This is a genomic window from Arthrobacter sp. 05L417, assembly GCF_056397865.1.
The window spans coordinates 1-19863 of record NZ_JBFTOG010000005.1 but is presented as its reverse complement, the minus strand read 5'-3'; the positions used below and the strand labels follow the sequence as shown (position 1 = coordinate 19863).

19 protein-coding genes are annotated in these 19863 nt (G+C 65.8%); 17 read left to right on the top strand and 2 right to left on the bottom strand.

What is annotated here, in order from left to right; all coding sequences use genetic code 11:
* Positions 1-107 precede the first annotated feature (107 nt).
* Positions 108-1424, bottom strand: a complete 1317-nt coding sequence (locus AC1DJW_RS06345) for an MFS transporter (protein ID WP_476900989.1) — start codon at positions 1422-1424, stop codon at positions 108-110.
* Between the two features lie 207 nt (positions 1425-1631).
* Here AC1DJW_RS06345 and AC1DJW_RS06340 point away from each other — a divergent pair, with 207 nt between their 5' ends.
* From AC1DJW_RS06340 to AC1DJW_RS06280, 13 genes are all read left to right on the top strand, one after another.
* Positions 1632-2402: an IclR family transcriptional regulator gene (locus AC1DJW_RS06340; RefSeq protein WP_059388805.1), complete on the top strand. Its 771-nt coding sequence runs from the start codon at positions 1632-1634 to the stop codon at positions 2400-2402.
* A gap of 159 nt (positions 2403-2561) precedes the next feature.
* A complete protein-coding gene (locus tag AC1DJW_RS06335; RefSeq protein WP_459342435.1) occupies positions 2562-3485 on the top strand; it encodes a shikimate dehydrogenase in 924 nt (307 codons plus the stop codon).
* Entirely contained in the window at positions 3485-5422 is a 1938-nt protein-coding gene (locus AC1DJW_RS06330) for a bifunctional sugar phosphate isomerase/epimerase/4-hydroxyphenylpyruvate dioxygenase family protein (RefSeq protein WP_476900988.1), read from the top strand. Before AC1DJW_RS06335 ends, AC1DJW_RS06330 begins: the two co-directional genes overlap by 1 nt.
* Before the next feature lie 54 nt (positions 5423-5476).
* Entirely contained in the window at positions 5477-6349 is an 873-nt protein-coding gene (gene pcaH, locus AC1DJW_RS06325; RefSeq protein WP_476901044.1) for a protocatechuate 3,4-dioxygenase subunit beta, read from the top strand.
* Between the two features lie 3 nt (positions 6350-6352).
* Positions 6353-6919, top strand: a complete 567-nt coding sequence (pcaG, locus tag AC1DJW_RS06320) for a protocatechuate 3,4-dioxygenase subunit alpha (protein ID WP_459342436.1) — start codon at positions 6353-6355, stop codon at positions 6917-6919.
* Complete coding sequence (locus AC1DJW_RS06315; protein WP_476900987.1) at positions 6916-8340, top strand: lyase family protein; 1425 nt, start codon at positions 6916-6918, stop codon at positions 8338-8340. The genes pcaG and AC1DJW_RS06315 overlap by 4 nt, the downstream gene beginning before the upstream one ends.
* Positions 8333-9148, top strand: coding sequence for an alpha/beta fold hydrolase (locus AC1DJW_RS06310; protein WP_284751083.1), 816 nt, complete (start codon positions 8333-8335; stop codon positions 9146-9148). Before AC1DJW_RS06315 ends, AC1DJW_RS06310 begins: the two co-directional genes overlap by 8 nt.
* Positions 9145-9591 carry a 4-carboxymuconolactone decarboxylase gene (gene pcaC / locus AC1DJW_RS06305; RefSeq protein WP_476900986.1) on the top strand — a complete coding sequence of 149 codons (447 nt, stop codon included), beginning with the start codon at positions 9145-9147 and terminating at the stop codon, positions 9589-9591. Before AC1DJW_RS06310 ends, pcaC begins: the two co-directional genes overlap by 4 nt.
* Positions 9592-9725: 134 nt before the next feature.
* A complete protein-coding gene (locus AC1DJW_RS06300; RefSeq protein ID WP_459342439.1) occupies positions 9726-10949 on the top strand; it encodes a thiolase family protein in 1224 nt (407 codons plus the stop codon).
* A 4-nt stretch (positions 10950-10953) separates the two neighbouring features.
* Positions 10954-11613, top strand: coding sequence for a 3-oxoacid CoA-transferase subunit A (locus AC1DJW_RS06295; protein ID WP_476900985.1), 660 nt, complete (start codon positions 10954-10956; stop codon positions 11611-11613).
* A 1-nt stretch (position 11614) separates the two neighbouring features.
* On the top strand, positions 11615-12286 hold the full coding sequence (locus AC1DJW_RS06290; protein WP_476900984.1) for a 3-oxoacid CoA-transferase subunit B: 672 nt from the start codon (positions 11615-11617) through the stop codon (positions 12284-12286).
* 86 nt (positions 12287-12372) lie between these two features.
* On the top strand, positions 12373-13197 hold the full coding sequence (locus tag AC1DJW_RS06285) for an IclR family transcriptional regulator domain-containing protein (protein ID WP_476900983.1): 825 nt from the start codon (positions 12373-12375) through the stop codon (positions 13195-13197).
* A 55-nt stretch (positions 13198-13252) separates the two neighbouring features.
* Positions 13253-13792, top strand: coding sequence for a DinB family protein (locus tag AC1DJW_RS06280; RefSeq protein ID WP_284751089.1), 540 nt, complete (start codon positions 13253-13255; stop codon positions 13790-13792).
* Between the two features lie 17 nt (positions 13793-13809).
* Here the strand turns inward: AC1DJW_RS06280 and AC1DJW_RS06275 are convergent, their stop codons facing one another.
* Positions 13810-14421 (bottom strand): NADPH-dependent FMN reductase, encoded by a 612-nt coding sequence (locus AC1DJW_RS06275; RefSeq protein ID WP_284751090.1) that lies wholly within the window; start codon positions 14419-14421, stop codon positions 13810-13812.
* A 209-nt stretch (positions 14422-14630) separates the two neighbouring features.
* Between AC1DJW_RS06275 and AC1DJW_RS06270 the strand changes: the two genes are divergently transcribed.
* The 4 genes from AC1DJW_RS06270 to AC1DJW_RS06255 all read left to right on the top strand — a co-directional run.
* A complete protein-coding gene (locus AC1DJW_RS06270; RefSeq protein WP_459342442.1) occupies positions 14631-15821 on the top strand; it encodes a Re/Si-specific NAD(P)(+) transhydrogenase subunit alpha in 1191 nt (396 codons plus the stop codon).
* A complete protein-coding gene (locus tag AC1DJW_RS06265) occupies positions 15821-16177 on the top strand; it encodes an NAD(P) transhydrogenase subunit alpha part 2 (protein WP_459342443.1) in 357 nt (118 codons plus the stop codon). Before AC1DJW_RS06270 ends, AC1DJW_RS06265 begins: the two co-directional genes overlap by 1 nt.
* On the top strand, positions 16174-17547 hold the full coding sequence (locus tag AC1DJW_RS06260) for an NAD(P)(+) transhydrogenase (Re/Si-specific) subunit beta (protein WP_459342444.1): 1374 nt from the start codon (positions 16174-16176) through the stop codon (positions 17545-17547). The genes AC1DJW_RS06265 and AC1DJW_RS06260 overlap by 4 nt, the downstream gene beginning before the upstream one ends.
* 208 nt (positions 17548-17755) lie before the next feature.
* The coding region (locus AC1DJW_RS06255) for a polysaccharide deacetylase family protein (protein WP_476900982.1) at positions 17756-19863 on the top strand (2108 nt) is incomplete at its 3' end.

The window sequence follows — 19863 nt, the reverse complement described above, 5'->3', positions numbered from 1 at the left end:
GTATGGGTTAGCCGTGGGTAAGACTTCCGGGACAAAGAAAATCCGTGGTTCCACACGGGCCCAGAGGGCGGCCGGTGTGGAACCACGGATTTGTTTGAGGCAGCGTCCTACTTCAGGCCGAGCTCCGCCGTCGGGGTCTTGAAGGATTCGCGGGCGGTCATCGCGGAGACCGCTGCGATGACGCAGATGACGCCGGTGAAGATGCTGATCTGGACCCAGCCACCGGCCTTGGTGCCGCCCATTGCGGTGACGATCGTCGGGGCGAACCCAGCCATGAGGAAGCCGATCTGAGTACCGATGGCCAAGCCGGAGAAACGGACCTTGGTGCTGAACATTTCGCCGTAGAAGGAGGGCCACACGGCGTTTGCAGCGGCGTATCCGAGGGAGAAGTACACCACGGAGACCAGGAACATGAGCGGCACGTTTCCGGATTCGAGCGTCAAGAGGAACACCGGCGTCATGATGGCGCTGGCTACGGCGCCGTAGATGAAGACGGGCTTGCGGCCGATCCGGTCGGCCATCCTGCCGAACACCGGCTGCGTGCCGAGCGCGACGACGTTTGCCGCCACGACGAGCCACAGGGTGATGGTGCTGTTCACGTGGGCCACGTCCTTGGCATAGGCAATGGCCAAGGTGCCGAAGACAGTGCTCACTGCGGAGATAAAGGCGCAGCAGATAACACGCAGGACCTCGGCCCAGTGCAGCCGGAGGAGGTCGGCCACGGGAAGCTTGGCGATCTGGTTGTTCTTCTTGGCCTCGGCGAACGCCGGCGGTTCATGCAGTGTGCGACGGATGAAGAACGCTACGAGGACCACCACGGCGCTGAGCCAGAACGGGATGCGCCAGCCGATACCGTACTTGATCTCGTCGGGAAGGGCGACGACGGGGATGAAGACCAATGCTGCGAGGATCTGGCCACCCTGGGTTCCCGTGAGGGTCCAGGAGGTAAAGAACGAGCGACGGTTGTCCGGAGCGTGTTCCAGGGTCATGGACGAAGCCCCGGCTTGTTCACCGGCGGCCGAGAGGCCCTGGCAGAGGCGTGCGAAGACAAGCAGCGCCGGAGCCCACCAGCCGATGGACTTGAAATCGGGGAGGCAGCCGATGATGAAGGTCGCACCGCCCATGAGTACCAAGGTAAACATCAGCACGCGCTGGCGGCCGATGCGGTCGCCGAAGTGCCCCAGGATGATGGCTCCAACGGGCCTTGCTACATAGGCGAAGCCGAATGTCGCGAACGACATGATGGCTGCGTTGGCGTCGGCGCTGGGGAAGAAGACGTGCGGGAAGATCAAGGCCGCGGCCGAACCGAAGATGAAGAAGTCGTAGTACTCGACGGCGCTGCCGAGGAAGCTGGCGAGGGCTGCCTTCTTCGGCGTTCCCGCCGTGGCAGTGCCCGGCGTCGTAGACGGGATCGTGTGACTCATGGTGTTCCTTTGTGTGACGGCGATGTCGCATCTGGCTGAAATTTGCTTGCCTGGAACGTCGTTGTGGGTCCGGCAGCGGCCTCACACTGTAGCCACATTGTGAGAGCTACTTGTGCGATATAGCAATGATGACTGTGAGCACAGTCACTTGTCAAGATATTTACTCACCATCTAGATATAGCTCTCACGATGTGGCAATCTTTAGTTATGGATGTGAAGGAAGACACAAAAACCGACATGATCGGCAAGGCCCTGGGCCTCCTCGTATTGCTGGGCAATGAGCCGAAGGGGGCCAGTGCCTCGGAGCTCGCCCGCCAGGCGGAGCTGCCATTCAGTACCACCTACCGGCTGCTCGGATCCCTGACCCGCGACGGATTCGTCGACTACGAGGCCGACGGTCGCCGCTACCATCTGGGACTTCGTGTCTTCCAGCTCGGTCAGCGGGTATCAAACCACCACGGCTTTGCGGGTACCGCACGGCCCATCCTGCAGCGCGTGACGGAAGGGACCGGCGAAGCCACCATCCTTTCGGTCCGGGATGGCCACCACCATCTCACGGTCAACAAGGTGGACGGCCCCCAAATGTTCCGGGTCACGAGTGATCCGGGGCATCTTGGAATGCTGCACACCACAGCCGTGGGCAAGGCGCTTGTTGCCTTCGCGGACGACGACGAGCGCAAGCAGTTGGTGGAAGAGCTCGAACTGGAGCCGCTGACGGAGTTCTCCATTACCGACCGCGACGCTTTCCGCCTGGAAATCGAGAAGGTCCGGCGCCAGGGCTACGCGATCATGGACGAGGAAAACGAGGTGGGCATGCGCGCCGTCGCCGTCCCGGTCCTCAATTCCCAGGGCGTTGCGTTCGCCTCGCTCGCCACTGCGGTCCCCGTTTTCCGGATGAGCGTGGAGCAGCTGGTGGCGGTGGTCCCCTTGCTGAAAAGCGCTGCATCCGAGCTTGCCGACCGCCTGCCGCAGCGCTAAGCGGCACTCACTTTTGTTCGCGATAAGAACACTAGTGCAATATATGAACATTTTGTGTAGTCTGATTCATACCGCCCGGCGGAGCAACAGGCTCTGGACGTCCCGAGGGAATCCAGAGAGGGCCGATCCGCGGGTGCAGTTGTCAAAGGAGCAATGAGCATGAGCAACCGAGCCGAATCCTTCCTGGTGGGCCTTATCGGCGAAGGCGTATCGCCTTCGCTGACGCCGCCCATGCATGAGAGGGAGGCCGACGTCCAGGGGCTGCGCTACCTGTACCGGCCCATCGACCTGCTGGAGCTCTCCCTGCCCGGCTCCGCCGTCGGCGATCTGCTGGCCGCAGCTTCCAGGCTTGGCTACAACGGCCTCAACATCACGCATCCATGCAAGCAACTGGTGCTGCCGTTCCTGGACGAGGTTTCTGAGGACGCCCGGCGGCTCGGTGCGGTGAACACCGTGCTGATCGAGGACGGCCGCTTCATCGGCCACAACACAGACTTCTCCGGCTTCGGCTCAGCTCTGGCCAGCGGCCTCCCCGACGCCGGACTGGAGCGCGTCGTTCAGCTCGGCGCCGGTGGTGCCGGCTCCGCCGTCGCATACGCCCTCCTTTCCGCGGGGGTCAAGTCACTGGACCTTGTGGACGTCGATCCGGCGCGCTGCGCCGAACGGGCGGCGGAACTCGCCGCGCTGTTCCCGGGCAGCACCGTCACGGCGCGCACGACGGCGGAGCTGCCGCAACTCATGCCGCTGGCCGACGGTTTGGTGCACTGCACGCCGGTGGGCATGGCCGCACATCCAGGCCTACCACTCGACATGTCCCTCGTTGACTCCCGCCACTGGGTGGCTGACATCGTCTACCGGCCGATCGAAACGCAGCTGGTGCTTGAGGCCCGCGCCAAGGGTTGCCGCGTGCTCGACGGCGGTCGCATGGCCGTGGGACAGGCCGCCGACGCTTTCCGCATCTTCACCGGCCGAGAGGCCGATCCGGAACGGATGCGGGCACATTTCCTGGAGCTGGTGAGCGCCGAAGAATCCAAGGCTGAAGAGTCGAAGGCCGACAAGGCACTCGCCGGAGCGGGGCACTGATGCGCACGGGAATCGCCACGGTCTGCCTTTCCGGCACGCTCAAGGAAAAGATGCAGGCCTGCGCGATCGCGGGCTTCGACGGCATCGAGATCTTCGAGCAGGACCTCGTCACCTCCCCGCTTAGTCCTGAGGACGCGCGGAAGATGGCGGCGGACCTTGGACTCGGACTGGACCTCTACCAACCGTTCCGCGACTTCGACAGCGTCTCCGAAGACGCCCTGCTGGAAAACCTGCGCCGGGCGGACGCCAAGTTCAAGCTCATGTCCCGCCTCGGCATGGACACCATTCTGGTGTGCACCAACGTGGGAACGGCCACGATTGACGACGACGATCTCCGGGCCGAGCAGCTCTCCCGCCTCGCGGAATTGGCCGGGGACCACGGCGTCAAAGTAGCGTACGAGGCCCTGGCCTGGGGCAAGTACGTCAGCGACTACGAGCACGCGCACCGTTTGGTGGATACCGTGGACCACCCCAACCTAGGCACGTGCCTGGACTCCTTCCACATCCTTTCCCGCGACTGGGACACCGCACCCATCGAGGCGATCAAGCCCGAAAAGATCTTCTTCGTCCAGGTGGCCGACGCTCCGAAGCTCTCCATGGATGTCTTGTCCTGGAGCCGCCACTACCGCGTGTTCCCGGGGGAAGGACAGTTCGAGCTGGCCAAGTTCATGGGCCACGTGGCCCGTGCGGGATACTCCGGCCCGGTCTCGCTGGAGGTCTTCAACGACGTCTTCCGCCAATCCGATGTGGACCGCACTGCCGTCGACGCGATGCGCTCGCTGATCTGGCTTGAGGAACAGAGCGCCAAGTGGCTCGACGCGAACGCGACGTCCCCGACGCCGGGAGATGCCAGCGGTGACTCGCTCGCCAAGGCTGCCGGCCGCCGTCGTTATCCCATGGAACTGGCCACGCTGCCCAAGGTGGCTGAACCGGGCGGATTCAACTTCGCCGAAGTCAAAACCGATGACCCTGCACAGCTCGAGACGCTTCTGGGCCACCTCGGCTTCGAATTCGACGGCCGGCACCGGACCAAGGACGTGCAGTTGTGGTCGATGGGCCACGCGCGCGTCATCATCAACGAACAAGCCCCGTCGCACAGTGAACCCGCCATCGCGGCGTTGGGGTTCGACGTCGACTCTCCCGTGATTGCCTCGGCCCGCGCCCAGCAACTCAAGGCCCCCGTGGTGCCGCGCAAGGTGCAGGCGGACGAGGAAGTGTTCCAAGGCATCGCCGCCCCGGACTCGACGGAGATCTTCCTCTGTCAGGGCAGCCCCGACGGCACCGCCGCCTGGACCCGCGAATTCGGCGAGGGCCTGGAGCATCCTGCCGCTGGAGCGCGAGCCGTCATCGACCACGTGAACCTGGCCCAGCCCTGGCAGCACTTCGACGAAGCCGTCCTCTTCTACACGAGTGCCCTCGCGCTGGAACCTCAGCCGTTCGCCGAAGTGCCGAGCCCCAGCGGCCTGGTGCGCTCGCAGGTCATGCAAACGTCTGACCGCGCCGTGCGTCTGGTGCTGAACCTTGCTCCGGTGCTTCAGCAGGAACCCGGGCAGCAGGGACCAGGCCAGCATGGCAACGGCGCCCGCAAGAGCTACCAGGAACACATCGCGTTCGCGGTGGATGATCTCGTGGCCACGGCGCGGGCGGCTCATGCCCGTGGACTCGACTTCCTCCAAATACCGGCCAATTACTACGAGGACCTGGATGCCCGCTTTGCCTTGGATCCTGCCTTCCTTGCCACCCTCAAGGAACTGAACCTTCTCTACGACAGGGACGCCAACGGTGAATTCCTCCACTTCTATACCGCCACCGTAGGCAGCGTGTTCTTCGAAATGGTGGAACGCCGCGGCAACTACGACGGCTACGGCGCCCCCAACGCCCCCGTGCGGCACGCCGTCCAATACGACTCGCTTCACGCCCATCACGTGCATCGCTAAGCAGAAACACCAGCAGAAACCAAGAAAGCAACCACCCGAAAGGAGCCGGCCGTGCTGCTAGACGCAAATGCCGGGCACTACCAAGACGACGAGCTCGTACCGGCGGCCGAACCGCATGCCGGGCACGCGCCGTTGGACGCCGCAGCCGAAACCCAAGCGGATCTCAGCGCCGAGATCAAGGCCATCGGCGAAGCGTACGCCCGGGCGCTCAAGGACGGCGCCGCGCCGGAGACCCAGCCCCGACTGGACTTCGCGCCGTACCGCAGCAGCATCCTGCGCCACCCCACCAAGAGCCTGCACCACGCGGACCCGGAGACCATCGAGCTGTACTCGCCGGCGTTCGGGCACCTGGACGTGCACGCCTTGGAATCGGACCTCACCATCCAGCACAACGGCGAACCCCAGGGCGAGCGGATCATCGTGCAAGGCAAAGTGCTCGACGGCGACGGCCGCCCGGTTGCCGGCCAGCTCGTGGAGATCTGGCAGGCCAACGCTGCCGGCCGCTACATCCACAAGCGCGACCAGCACCCCGCCCCGCTCGACCCCCACTTCACCGGCGTCGGACGCTGCATCACCGGACCGGACGGCTCCTACCGCTTCACCACCATCAAGCCCGGCGCCTACCCGTGGAAGAACCACCTCAACGCTTGGCGGCCTGCGCACATCCACTTCTCGCTGTTCGGCACGGATTTCACGCAGCGCATCGTCACCCAGATGTACTTCCCGGGCGACCAGTTGTTCCCCTTGGACCCGATCTACCAATCGATCGTGGACCAGGACGCCCGCGACCGCCTCGTTGCCAAATACGACCACGAGCTGACGAGCCCCGAATGGGCCCTCGGCTACAACTGGGACATCGTCCTCAGTGGCTCGAAGCGGACCTGGACCGAAAACGAAGCCTTTGGCGACGCCGGGGATGAGGAGTAGAACATGAGCAAGCTGACACCTACACCAGGCCAGACCGTTGGCCCGTTCTACGGTTACGCCCTTCCCTTTAATAAGGACAACGAGCTCCTCGCCCCGGGCAGCGCCGGAAGCATCCGTCTGCAAGGCACTGTGTACGACGGCGCAGGAGAAGCCATCCCGGACGCCATCCTGGAGATCTGGCAGCCGGACTCCGAAGGCAACGTGGTCCAGCGCACGGGCTCACTTGTCCGCGATGGCTACACCTTCACCGGCTGGGGCCGCGCCGCGGTAGGAAACTCCGGTGTGTACACCTTCACCACGGTCAACCCCGGCCCCACTGAACCGGGAGCGGCTCCGTTCATTTCCGTCGCCGTTTTTGCGCGTGGCCTCATGAACCGCCTGTTCACCCGCATCTACTTGCCGGAAAACCAGGAAGCGCTGGCTGCCGATCCGCTGCTCAGCTCCCTCGATCCCGAGCGCCGCAAGACCCTGATCGCGCGCCGCGACGCGGATGGTGGCCTCACGTGGGATCTGCGCCTCCAGGGCGAGAACGAGACCGTTTTTCTCGACTTCGAAGGTGCCTCCCAGTGAGTGGCGACGGCGATTTCGGGCTGCTCAGCCCGGTTTCGGCGTCGCCCTCCGTGGTGGCGCTGACGGGTGACCGTGCAGTGATCGCGGCCATCCTCGACGTCGAGGCCGCCTGGGCATCCGTGCTCGAAGAGGCCGGCTTCGCGCCCCCCGGTTCTGCCGCCGTCGTCACCGAGGCCGCGGAATCCTGGGCCTACGACGCCGCATCCATCGCCGAACGCGCACAAGGTGGCGCCAACCCGGTCATTCCGCTGCTGGCCGATCTCAGGGGCAGGGTGAAAGGGCTGGACGCTAGCGCGCTTGCCGCCGTGCACACCTCGTTGACCAGCCAGGACGTCCTGGATTCGGCCCTGATGCTGCTCGCGCACCGCGTGGTTTCCGCCCTTCTCGCCGAGGTAAAGGGTACGACGACGGCGCTCGCCGGCCTTGCGGAGCAGCATGCGGACACGCTGTGCGTGGGTAGGAGCCTGACGCAGCATGCGCTTCCGTTCACCTTCGGGCTCAAGGCGGCGCAATGGTTTCACGGAGTGGCCGCCGCGGCCCGTCGCCTCGAAGCCCTGGAGTTCCCTGTCCAGTTCGGCGGCGCCAGTGGGACCCTGGCTGCCGGTACCGTGCTCGCGGAGGGCTCGTCGTCGAGCCCCTTTATTCTGGCCGATGCCTTGGCCGGGAAACTGGGCCTCGCTCCCGTTCCGGCTCCATGGCACACGAACCGGCTGGCCGTCACGGGACTCGGCGACGCCTTGGCTTCCCTCACGGACTCCTTTGGCAAGATCGCCTCGGATCTGCTGTTCCTCAGCCGCCCCGAAGTTGCCGAGCTGGGTGAACCCCTTGCCGCGGGCCGCGGCGTCTCATCGGCCATGCCGCAAAAGCAGAATCCGGTGCTGTCCGTGCTGATCCGCAGCGCGGCGCTCCAGGCTCCTGGCTTGGCCGCGCAGCTGCACGTCGCAGCCACGAACTTCAACGACGAACGCCCGGACGGTGCCTGGCACAGCGAGTGGCCTGCCCTGCGGGGCTTGCTTCGGCTCACACTCGGCGCAGCCACCCAGCTGCGCGAGCTCGCCGAAGGCCTCCGCGTCTTCCCAGAGGCGATGCGCCGCAACCTGGAAATCTCCGGGCCGTTGCTCCTCAGCGAAGCCGTCGCATCCTCCGTTGCTCCGCTCCTCGGCGCGGACAGGGCCGATGCGAAGGCCAAACTGCAGGCCGTCGTCGACGAGACCCTGCAGGCACCCGCAGCGGAGCAAGCCCGGATCTACACCAAGCTCCTCCGCGAGGCCGTCCCGGCCGGCAAGCTGTCCGACGAGGAACTGAAGGCACTTCTGGATCCTGCGAACTATGTCGGCGAGGCAGCCGAGATCAGCCGCCGCATCCTCGCCGCGTACCCCGAATTCGCACACACCAATCCGAAGGGAGCCGATCGTGGCTAAACCCATCGTCAAGGCGGTGTTGCTGTCCCCGCAGCGCACCCTGGGGGAGAAGCCGCTCCTGGTGGTGGGGCCCTCGCTCGGAACGTCCACGGTGCTCTGGACCGAGACGGCAGCGCTGCTCGGCGGTGAGTTCGACGTGATCGGCTGGGACCTGCCCGGTCACGGCGTCTCGCCCGCAGCCTCCGAAACGTTCAGCGTCGCCGAACTGGCCGACGCGGTGGTTGACTTGGTGGACTCGATCGCGCCCGGCGCCGTGTTCCACTACGCCGGGGACTCCCTGGGCGGCGCCACCGGTCTGCAATTGGCCATCAAGCACGGAGAACGCCTCAAGTCCCTGTCCGTGCAATGCTCCGGAGCGAAGCTCGGTACGCCCGAGGGGTGGCTGGAACGGGCTGAAACCGTTCGCGGACAAGGTACCGCGGTGATGATCCAGGGTTCGGCGCAGCGATGGTTCGCTCCCGGTTTCATGGATCGCCAGCCCGTGGTCAGCAGTCGCCTTCTGCATGCCCTGCGGGACGCCGACCGCTTCAGCTACGCCTTCTGCTGTGAGGCCCTCGCCGGCTTCGATGTCCGCTCCGAGCTCGGCAGCATCACCGTCCCCACGCAGGCATTGGCGGGTGTCGAGGACACTGTTGCACCGCCGTCGTTCGCTGAAGAAATTGCCGCGGGCATCAACTCCAGATTCAACACAGGTGGCGGCAGCGCTGTTGCCGTAGCGCTCGACGGCGTCGGGCACCTAGCGCCCGCGGAGGCGCCTGCCGTCGTCGCGGACCTCATGCGGACGTTCATGACGGAGGCCGGAAAATGAGCACTGATCCTTCGCAAGGCGCCGTTCAGCGCGACGCTAGCTCGCAGGAAATCTACGACGCCGGCATGGTGGTCCGCCGCGAAGTGCTCGGCGATGCGCACGTGGACCGCGCCAACGCCAAGAAGGACGAATTCACCGGTGACTTCCAGGACATGATCACCCGCATCGCCTGGGGAGGCATCTGGACCCGTCCCGGCCTGACCCGCCAGATGCGCTCCGCCGTCACCATCACGGCGATGGTGGCGCATGGGCACTGGGAAGAACTGGCCATGCACATCCGCGCGGCCGTCACGAACGGGCTGAGCAGGGACGAAATCAAGGAAATCCTGCTGCAGACCGCCATCTACTGCGGAGTCCCCTCCGCCAACACCGCATTCAAGACCGCGCAAGGCGTTTTCGCGGAACTCGACGAGACCCCCGAATCCCCCACCCCACCCAACTGACTCGCGAGCCCACCCCACCCGCCGAACCCGCGAGCCCACCCCACCCAACTGACTCGCATTAGATGTCGTTTTGAGCCCTCATAACGACATTAACTGCGAGGTAGTTGGGACTACAGAAACTTAGAGGAGACCCCATGAATCAGGCTTTTGTGTACGACGCCGTGCGCACACCTTTTGGAAAATTCGGCTCGGGCCTTGCCGGGGTCCGGCCGGACGACCTCGCTGCCCACGTGGTGCGCGAAGCCGTCAAGCGCGCCCCTGCCCTGGATGTTGAGCGCATCGACGAAGTGGTGTTCGGCAACGCCAACGGCGCCGGCGAGGAGAACCGGAACGTCGCCCGCATGGCCACCCTCCTGGCCGGGCTCCCGACGTCGATTCCGGGCACCACGGTCAACCGGCTGTGCGGTTCCTCCCTGGACGCCGCCATCATCGCCTCCCGCCAGATCAATGCCGGCGACGCCGAGCTCATGCTGGTGGGCGGGGCCGAGTCCATGTCCCGCGCTCCGTGGGTGTTGCCCAAGACCTCCAAGCCATACCCGGCCGGGGACATGACCCTGGCTTCGACCACCCTGGGCTGGCGTCTGGTGAATCCGGCCATGCCGAAAGACTGGACCATTTCCTTGGGCGAGGCCACCGAGAGGCTGCGTGAGAAGTACGGGATCACCCGGGAGCGGCAGGACGAGTTTGCCGCGGCCTCGCACAACCTCGCGGCAGCCGCCTGGGACGAGGGCTTCTATGACCAGTTGGTGAGCCAGGTTCCGGGCACCGAGTTGGTCCGTGACGAAGGCATCCGGGCGGGTTCGACGGCGGAGAAGCTCGCCGGACTCAAGACCGTTTTCCGTCCCGAAGCCAGCGCCCCGGAAGGGGGAACGGTCACCGCGGGCAACGCTTCGCCGCTGTCCGACGGCGCGTCCGCGGCTTGGATCGGCAGCGAAAGCGCCGCCGGGCTGCTGGGGCTCGAGCCGCTCGCCCGCATCGCCGGACGCGGGGCGCACGGAAACGATCCCCAGTTCTTCGGCTACGCGCCGGTGGAGGCCGCCAACAAGGCACTCGCGAAGGCGGGCATCGGCTGGGAGCAGGTGGGCGCCGTCGAACTTAACGAAGCTTTTGCCGCGCAGTCCCTGGCCTGCATCGACGCATGGGGAATCGACCCGTCCATCGTGAACCGGCACGGCGGCGCGATCGCGATGGGCCACCCGCTGGGCGCGTCGGGCACGCGCATCCTGGGGACCTTGGCCCGCAGCCTGCAGGCTTCCGGTGAGCGCTGGGGCGTCGCGGCGATCTGCATCGGCGTCGGGCAGGGGCTGGCCGTGGTGCTGGAGAACGTCACCTCCGGCGTAGCCGGAAAAGGAGCCTAGGGCCATGCTGAAATTCATTGACACTGTTGCCGAGGCTGTCGCCGGCATCAAGGACGGCTCCACCGTCATGATCGGAGGCTTCGGGAACGCGGGCCAGCCGTTCGAACTCATCGACGCGTTGCTCGATTCCGGCGCCACCGACCTTACCGTGGTGAACAACAACGCGGGCCAGGGCGACCAGGGCCTCGCACTGCTCATCAAGGAAGGGCGGGTCCGGAAGATGATCTGCTCCTTCCCGCGACAGTCCGATTCCTGGCACTTCGACGCTAAGTACAAGGCCGGGGAAATCGAACTGGAACTCGTCCCGCAAGGAAACCTGGCCGAGCGCATCCGGGCGGCTGGCGCGGGGATCGGCGGGTTCTTCACCCCCACCGGCTACGGCACCATGCTCGCTGAAGGCAAGCACACGCGCTTCCTCGACGGCAAGTGGCAAGTGTTCGAGACACCCATCCACGCCGACGTCGCGCTCATCAAGGCGCTCAAGGCCGACGGCAAGGGCAACCTCGTCTACCGCAAGACCGCCCGTAATTTCGGCCCCATCATGGCCGCCGCAGCCAAGCACACCATCGTCCAAGTGTCCGAGATCGTCCCGACCGGCGCCCTGGACCCGGAGAACGTGGTGACCCCCGGAATCTACGTCAACAGCATCGTGAAGGTGGCCTGACATGAGCATCCAAACCTCAACAACACCCCTCGGCCGCGACGACCTCGCGCGCCTCCTGGCGCGGGATATCGCCCCGGGCTCGTTCGTGAACCTCGGCATCGGCCAGCCCACGCTCGTCTCCAACTACCTCACGGAAGAGCAGAACATCACGCTCCACACGGAGAACGGGATGCTCGGTATGGGCCCGGAGGCCAAGGGCGAGGAGATCGACGGCGACCTCATCAACGCCGGCAAGATCCCCGTCACCGAACTCCCCGGTGCTTCGTACTTCCACCATGCCGATTCCTTCGCGATCATGCGCGGCGGCCATCTCGATATCTGCGTCCTTGGCGCTTTCCAGGTGTCGGCCACGGGTGACCTCGCTAACTGGCACACCGGAGCCCCGGACGCCATCCCGGCCGTCGGCGGGGCCATGGACCTGGCCACCGGCGCGAAGGACGTGTTCGTCATGATGACTCTCCTGACCCGCGAGGGCGTGTCCAAACTCGTGGGGCACTGCAGCTACCCGCTCACCGGCGTGGGCTGCGTGACGCGCGTGTACACGGACAAAGCGGTTTTCCTGATAGGGCCCGACGGCGTGACCGTGCGTGAGACGTTTGGCTGCACCTTCGAAGAACTCCAAGCGCTGGTGCCCGTCCCTCTGAAGGCGGCGGGCGCCGTCGTCGGCGTCTAAAGGGCAGCGCGAGCTGGCAGCAGATGCCCCTTGGATCGACTTTTGAGGGAATCTGGTGCCAGCTCGCGCCAATAAGATTGGTAACCATGACCGATGCAGCAGTAGCCGGAGCGCCTCAGGCCGGTGCTCCCCAGGCGAGTGACCAGTACGTGCAATCGCTGGCACGCGGCTTGTCCGTGATCCGTGCTTTCGACGCGGCCAACCCCGTCATGACGCTCAGCGAGGTGGCGGCGCGCACCAACCTGACGCGTGCCACGGCCCGTCGGTTCCTGCACACACTGGTGGAGCTGGGCTATGTCCGCACGGACGGCAAGACCTTCGCGCTCACGGCCATGGTGCTGCAGCTTGGCTACTCGTATTTGTCGGCGTTGTCCTTGCCCCAGCTCGCGCAGCCGCACCTTGAGGAGCTGTCGCTGAAACTGGGGGAGTCGACGTCGGCCGCGGTGCTGGATGGCGCGGACATCTTCTATGTGGCCCGCGTGACCACGCGCCGGATCATGACGGTCGGCATCTCGGTGGGCACCCGCTTCCCCGCCTACGCCACGTCCATGGGTAGGGTGCTTCTGGCCGGCCTGCCGCAGCAGAAGCTGGACGAGTACCTTTCCTCGGTGGAGTTCGAGGCCCTGACACCGCGGACCATCACATCCCGCGGGGAACTGGTGGCCGAGCTGGACCGAGTGCGCAGGCAGGGCTGGTGCCTGCTGGACCAGGAGCTGGAACTCGGACTCATGTCCATCGCTGCGCCGGTGTGGAACCACAACGCAGGCCATGTGGCTGCTGCGGTCAACGTCTCACTTCAAGCCCAAAACGTCGCTGCGCAGCCGAACCCGGAGGCCTACCTCGAATCGGTCAAGGAGCAGATTGTTGAGACGGCCCGCGCGATATCGCAGGACGTCTCGGCGAAGCACTAGCCTCGTTGCCACGGCGCGTTGCGGCCGCGCGTTGCAGCGCGTAGGCTCACGGCCCATGACCGACGTGGACGAGCAAGGACGACCGGAACCTCCCCTCGCGGCCGACGAGGCCGCAACCCTGCTGGGCTTCCTGGATTACCAACGAGCCACCTTGGCATGGAAGTGCGCGGGGCTGGACGCATCCGGCTTGGGAGCGAGCGTGGCTCCGACGTCGATGACCCTCGGCGGCCTGCTCAAGCACCTGGCCTATGTCGAGGAGCATTGGTTCTCCCAATGCCTGCACGACCGGGACCGGCAGCCCCCGTGGGACACGGTGGACTGGAAAGTCGACCCGGACTGGGAATGGCACTCGGCCGCCGAGGACTCACCCGAGCAGCTCCGTGCGCTCTGGCAGGACACCGTGTCTCGCTCCCGCTTGCTAGTCGCCGAAGCGATGGACGACGGCGGCCTGGACCAGCTTGCCGCACGCACCTGGTCCGATGGCCGGGCACCCAGCCTGCGATGGATCGTGCTCCACATGATCGAGGAGTACGCGCGACACAACGGCCACGCCGACCTGCTCCGCGAGTCGGTGGATGGGGTTGTCGGGGAGTAGCCCCCGTTACCGCCCCGCTACCGCGTCAGCTTGGCGCCGTCCGGGTGTTCGTCGCCGATGTGCCCGGGAGCGTTGGCGGCCAGGACGCGTTGAACGAACGCGCTGAATTCCTCCATGTAGTGGCGCAAGAGGGCCGCGGTTCCTTCGTCCCGGACGGATCCGTCCTCGTTGTAGGACGCCGGATCGAACTTGATGTAGGCCTCCGGGGCGTTCAGTTGCGGTGCGTCGAGGAAGCTCAGGACGCTGCGCATGGAGGACTGCATCACCGCCGTGCCGATGCTGCCCGGAGATGTGCCGATGATGCCAGTGGGCTTGCGCGCGAAGGAGTTGGTTCCCCAAGGCCGCGATCCCCAGTCGATGGCGTTCTTCAAGGCGCCGGGGATGGAGCGGTTGTACTCGGGGGAGACGAAAAGGATGCCGTCCGACGCCGCAATCGCGTCTTTCAACGCCCGGCCTGCGGGCGGGAAATCGGCGTCGTAGTCGGAGCTGTAGAGGGGCAGGTCCTTGATGGGGATCTCGGTGAATTCGAGTTCTTCCGGCGCTACGCTGATGAGCGCCTTGGACAGGACCCGGTTGATGGAGCGGCTTGAAAGGCTGCCGACGAAGTATCCGATCTTGTACGTGGCCATGGCAATGTTCCTTCCCGACGGCGCGGCCGGAACCGGCTCATCGACGGTGCGGTAACTGGAGGCTCCCAGCCCACAGCGAGCTTAGTAGAGCAGTCCGAAGATGGGAATGGCCGGTCGGCGTTGGGCGCCTACTCCCGCCCGGGCCTTCCGCGTCCTAGACTCAAGCCAACAACGGCTCGGGGCAATGGGGTTTCGGGAAGGGAGCGCAGGTGAAGCTTGGCATAGCGCGGGAACGCCTGGACGGTGAAAGGCGCGTGGCCGCGACGCCCGAGACCGTCACGCAATTGGCCGGACTCGGTCTTGAAGTCGTCGTCGAAAGCGGTGCTGGAACCGCTGCGGGCCACAGCGACGACGACTATCGCCAGGCAGGGGCCCTCATCGTCCTCGCCTTGGATCTCGCCCGATTGGACGTGTACGCGCACGTTCGCCCCCTCGAACCCACGACGGCGGCCGCGCTGCGCCGGGGCGCGGTCACCGTGGGCCTGGCCTCGCCGTCGTCGGAACTTCCCACCGTCCGCGCGCTCGCGGAAGCGGGTGTGACCTCCTTTGCGCTTGAGCTGGTGCCGCGCATTTCCCGCGCACAATCCATGGACGCGCTCACGTCCCAGGCCCTCGTGGCCGGGTATCGCTGCGTGCTTGAGGCCGCGATGCGCCTGCCCCGCTTCTTCCCGCTCTACATGACCGCCGCCGGAACCATTCCGCCGGCCCGCGTGCTGGTGCTGGGCGCCGGGGTGGCGGGCCTGCAGGCCATCGGCACCGCGAAGAGGTTGGGCGCACGCGTCTCCGCCAACGACATCCGGCCGGCGTCGGCGGACGAGGTCGCCTCGATGGGCGGCACGTTCATCAAGCTCGACGTGGAGACGGCGGAGGCGTCCGGCGGCTATGCCCGCGAGCTCAGCGCCGATCGCGGTGCCTTGCAGCGCGAACTGCTCGCGCCGCACGTGGCCCAGGCCGACGTGCTCATCACGACGGCGGCGGTCCCCGGACGGCGGGCCCCGCTCCTGGTGAGCCGCGAAATGGTTCAGCACATGCGCCCAGGCTCGGTGGTCATCGACCTCGCCGCCGAATCCGGCGGCAACGTGGAAGGCTCCGTACCCGGCATGGATCTCCAGATCCCGACGGCTGACGGCCAAGGTACGGTCACGTTGGTGGGGATGAAGGATGTCGCCTCTGCGATGCCGGCTGACGCCTCACGCCTCTACGCGAAGAACGTCGCCAACCTGCTTGCCCTCATGACTTGTGATGGAGCCGTTGTCCCGGACTTCGGCGATGAAGTGGTGGCGGGCGCGTGCCTGACGCACGACGGCGAGGTGCGGCACGGCCCGACGGCTGCGGCGCTTGCGGCACTCTCGGCCGAGACGGCGGAATCCATAAGCTCCGCCAACGAAGGAGTCTCCTGATGGACGGCATCGCCCTGCTCACCATCACCGTCTTGGCGGTCTTCGTGGGCTTCGAAGTGGTCTCCAAGGTCTCAAGCACGCTGCACACGCCCTTGATGTCCGGGGCCAACGCCATTCACGGAATCATCCTGGTGGGCGCCATCATCGTTGCCGGGCAGGCCTCGGACCCGTGGGTGCTCGCAGTGGCGTTGCTCGCCGTCGTCCTCGCCACCGCCAACCTGGTGGGCGGCTTCGTGGTGACCGACCGCATGCTGGAGATGTTCCGCGGCCGTAAACGCGTAGCGCCGCCAGCCGGGAAGCCCGACGCCATAAAGTCCGAGTCCAGAGCATCAGGGTCCAAGGAGCGCATGCGATGACCTTCATCGATCCAGTGTGGACCTCGCTCCTCTACCTCGCGGCCGCCGTCTGTTTCATCCTGGCACTCAAGGGACTGAACTCTCCCCGCACCGCCAGGCGCGGCAACCTGGTGGGCGCCTTCGGTGCGGCGCTCGCCGTCGCCACGGTCTTCTTCTCGGTCAAGATGGACAACGTTCCCTGGATCCTGGGCGCAATGGTGGTCGGTTCGGGCGTGGCCGCACCGGTCGCACGCCAGGTCAAGATGACCCAGATGCCGCAGCTCGTGGCGCTGTTCAATGGCGTCGGCGGTGGTGCCGCGGCGCTTGTGGCACTCCTGGAACTCGCGCACTCGGAGGACCACTGGGTGCGCGTGGCCATTGTCTTCACCCTGTTGGTGGGGGCTGTCTCGTTCGCAGGTTCCGCCATCACGTTCTCCAAACTGCAGGAGCTCATGACCACCCGTCCGGTGGTGTTCCCCGGCCTGCCGACCCTCATGGGAGCGGTGCTGCTCGCGGCGGTGGGTGCCGCCGTCGCCGTCGTCTTCAGTGGTTCCCTCGCGCTCGCGCTGCTGCTCCTGGTGCTCGGACTGGCGGCGGGCGTTCTGCTGGTGCTGCCGGTAGGCGGCGCGGACGTGCCGATCGTCATCTCACTCCTGAACGCCTTCACGGGCCTGGCCGTCGCCGCCTCCGGCCTGGTGCTTGGCAATGTGCTCTTGGTGGTGGCCGGCACATTGGTGGGCGCCTCGGGCACCATTCTTACGCGCGCCATGGCCGCGGCCATGGGCCGCAGTGTTGCAGGTATCCTCTTCGGCGCCTTCAAGGGAGGCTCGACGGCGGGGTCGACGGCGGTGAGCGACCGCCCCGTCCGCTCCTCCAGCCCGGAGGACGTGGCCGTGCTCCTTGGCTACGCGCAGCGGGTCATCATCGTTCCTGGTTATGGGCTCGCTGTGGCCCAGGGGCAGCACACGGCGGCGGAACTGGCCCTTGCATTGGAGGCGAGGGGCATCGACGTGGATTTCGCGATCCACCCGGTGGCGGGGCGCATGCCGGGGCACATGAATGTCCTGCTCGCCGAAGCCAATGTGCCCTATGAGTCCCTCAAGGAAATGGGCGAGATCAACTCGGAATTCCGGACGGCCGACGTCGCGCTGGTGGTCGGCGCGAACGACGTCGTCAATCCAGCTGCGAAAACCACCGCTGGCTCGCCGATCTACGGCATGCCCATCCTCGAAGTGGCCGACGCGCGCCAAGTAGTCTTCCTAAAGCGCTCCATGCGGCCTGGATTCGCGGGAATCGAGAACGAACTCATGTACGAACCGCAGACCACGCTGCTGTTCGGCGACGCCAAGGAGTCCCTGGCCAAGGTGTTGAGCGCAGTCAAGGCGCTCTGATTTCGTTAACCAGCCCTAGGGTGCCCATCTGCTTCCATGCTGCCCAATCGGGTGAGCACACTCAGGATCGGGAGCCGCTGCTGCTGTCCAGCCGAGTGAGCTCACTCAAGACGCAGCCGGATTCAACGCCCTATCATCGGCCGAAGGCCTAGGGAGGAATGCTCCCATCCTTTACGGTTGCCATGGCTTCGAATGGACGGTGAGTGGAGTGGCTAGACTCTCGACGCGGGAGCAGAAGGTGCCGCGGCGCTTCGGGGTCCGGTGGGGTGCCATTGGTGCGTGTGCCGCCATGGTCCTGGCAATCCTGAGCGGTTTTGCTTTGCCGGCGCATGCGGCTGCAAACACCATCATCACGCTGACCTTCGATGACGGCAACGCCGACCAAATGACCGCCGCATCCACGCTGAAGAACCTCGGACTTCACGGCACTTATTTCGTCCCGTCCGGATGGATAGATCAGCCGAGCTATTTCACGTCGGCGAACCTGCAGCAACTCTACGCGGACGGCAACGAGATTGCCGGGCACACAGTCACCCACCCTGATTTGGTCACCCTGACCTCGGACGAAGTGACGCGCCAGGTGTGCAACGGCAGGGTGGCCCTGGCCAATATGGGTTTCAAGGTCACAAGTTTCGCCTATCCCTTCGCTTCTTTGGACCCTGCAGTGCAGACCATCGTCAAGAATTGCGGTTTCAACAGCGCACGCGGGCTCGGGGACCTCTACAGCAAGGACGATCCCGGGCTCCCGGCCGCGGAGACCATCCCGCCCGCCAATCCCTACGACACCGCGGCACCCGAAGAAGTGGACAGCACCTGGACACTGCAGAACCTGGAAAATTCTGTGACCAGGGCCCAGGCAGCTGGGGGTGGCTGGGTTCAATTGACCTTCCACCACATCGCAGTCGGGACCGATCCGACGCTCACCATCAGCCCCACCTTGTTCAACCAATTCGCGTCCTGGCTAGCGCAACAACAGACGGCGGGCAGCGTTGCCGTCAAGACCGTTGACCAAGTAATTGGTGGCGCGGTCCAGCCCCTCGTCTCCGGCCCGCCGGTGCCACCGCCGCCCGCGCAGGGGACCAACATGATCCAGAACCCGAGCCTGGAAACGCTTACCAGCGGAATTCCGCTGTGCTGGGCTGCGGGCGGATATGGCACCAACACACCCAGCTACGCAGTGGTCTCGCCCGGCCACACGGGAAACAACGCAGAACGGTTGACCATGAGCGGCTACGTCAGCGGTGACGCGAAGCTCCTGCCGGCCCTGGACCTTGGCGGCTGCTCACCCACGGGCACGCCAGGCCATATCTATCAGCTCAGCGCTTGGTACAAATCCAATGTCATCACCCAATTCGAGGTCTACTACCGAACGGGAACGGGGTACTGGACGTACTGGACCGCGAGCCCGCTGTTCAACGCAAGTAGCAACTGGACCCAGATCACTTGGACCACGCCGGCCCTCCCGGCAGGCGCCTCCGGTATCAGCTACGGACTGAACATCCAATCCAACGGCTCGATCACCACGGACGACTACTCGATGATCGACGTCAGCCCGGCTACCCCGACGGCGCCTGCGGCTCCGGCCGGTGTGGCCGCGACGGCGGGCAACGCCTCGGCGGTGGTGTCGTGGACGGCGCCGGCCAACGGCGGGTCTCCGATCACTTCGTATGCGGTGACCCCGCATGCGGGGGCCACGGCCCTGGCTCCGGTGACGGTTACCGGAAATCCGCCCTCGACGACGGCGACCGTCACCGGATTGACTAACGGCACGGCCTACACCTTCACTGTGACGGCCACGAACGCGGTCGGCACGTCACCGGCGTCTGCCGCGTCGGCTCCCGTCACGCCCGCGGCGCCCGTTCCCGGCGTCACCAACGGCGGCTTCGAATCCGGACTCACGTCCTGGACCACCGGCGGCGTCAGGGCACCCGTGGCCTCCACCGTCGCCCACACCGGCACCGGCTCCGCGCTCCTGGGCCTGGCCTCCGGCGCCGAACCCCTCGGGGACAGCAACCTCTCCCAGACCATCACCGTGCCCGCCGCCGGGACCTCCACCCTGTCCTTCTGGTACCAGCCGCACACCGCGGACGACACCTGCACCGGCACCACCTGCCGCTACGACTGGATGGAAGCCCAGGCCCGCACCACCAGCGGCACCACCCTGGCCAGCCTGTTCAAACTCAGCAGCAACTCCGGCACCTGGACCCAGCTCAGCGCGAACCTCTCCGCCTACAACGGCCAGACCATCGTGCTCTGGTTCAACGTCCACCTCGACGGCGCCAACCCGGCCGACGACACCTGGATGTACCTCGACGA

Coding starts and splice junctions, on each gene's coding strand:
- AC1DJW_RS06300 (WP_459342439.1), top strand. CDS start 9,726: ATGAATCAGGCTTTTGTGTACGACGCCGTGCGCACACCTTTTGGAAAA.
- AC1DJW_RS06290 (WP_476900984.1), top strand. CDS start 11,615: ATGAGCATCCAAACCTCAACAACACCCCTCGGCCGCGACGACCTCGCG.
- pcaG (WP_459342436.1), top strand. CDS start 6,353: ATGAGCAAGCTGACACCTACACCAGGCCAGACCGTTGGCCCGTTCTAC.
- AC1DJW_RS06260 (WP_459342444.1), top strand. CDS start 16,174: ATGACCTTCATCGATCCAGTGTGGACCTCGCTCCTCTACCTCGCGGCC.
- AC1DJW_RS06335 (WP_459342435.1), top strand. CDS start 2,562: ATGAGCAACCGAGCCGAATCCTTCCTGGTGGGCCTTATCGGCGAAGGC.
- AC1DJW_RS06340 (WP_059388805.1), top strand. CDS start 1,632: ATGGATGTGAAGGAAGACACAAAAACCGACATGATCGGCAAGGCCCTG.
- pcaC (WP_476900986.1), top strand. CDS start 9,145: ATGAGCACTGATCCTTCGCAAGGCGCCGTTCAGCGCGACGCTAGCTCG.
- AC1DJW_RS06275 (WP_284751090.1), bottom strand. CDS start 14,421: ATGGCCACGTACAAGATCGGATACTTCGTCGGCAGCCTTTCAAGCCGC.
- AC1DJW_RS06280 (WP_284751089.1), top strand. CDS start 13,253: ATGACCGACGTGGACGAGCAAGGACGACCGGAACCTCCCCTCGCGGCC.
- AC1DJW_RS06285 (WP_476900983.1), top strand. CDS start 12,373: ATGACCGATGCAGCAGTAGCCGGAGCGCCTCAGGCCGGTGCTCCCCAG.
- AC1DJW_RS06265 (WP_459342443.1), top strand. CDS start 15,821: ATGGACGGCATCGCCCTGCTCACCATCACCGTCTTGGCGGTCTTCGTG.
- AC1DJW_RS06345 (WP_476900989.1), bottom strand. CDS start 1,424: ATGAGTCACACGATCCCGTCTACGACGCCGGGCACTGCCACGGCGGGA.
- AC1DJW_RS06295 (WP_476900985.1), top strand. CDS start 10,954: ATGCTGAAATTCATTGACACTGTTGCCGAGGCTGTCGCCGGCATCAAG.
- AC1DJW_RS06330 (WP_476900988.1), top strand. CDS start 3,485: ATGCGCACGGGAATCGCCACGGTCTGCCTTTCCGGCACGCTCAAGGAA.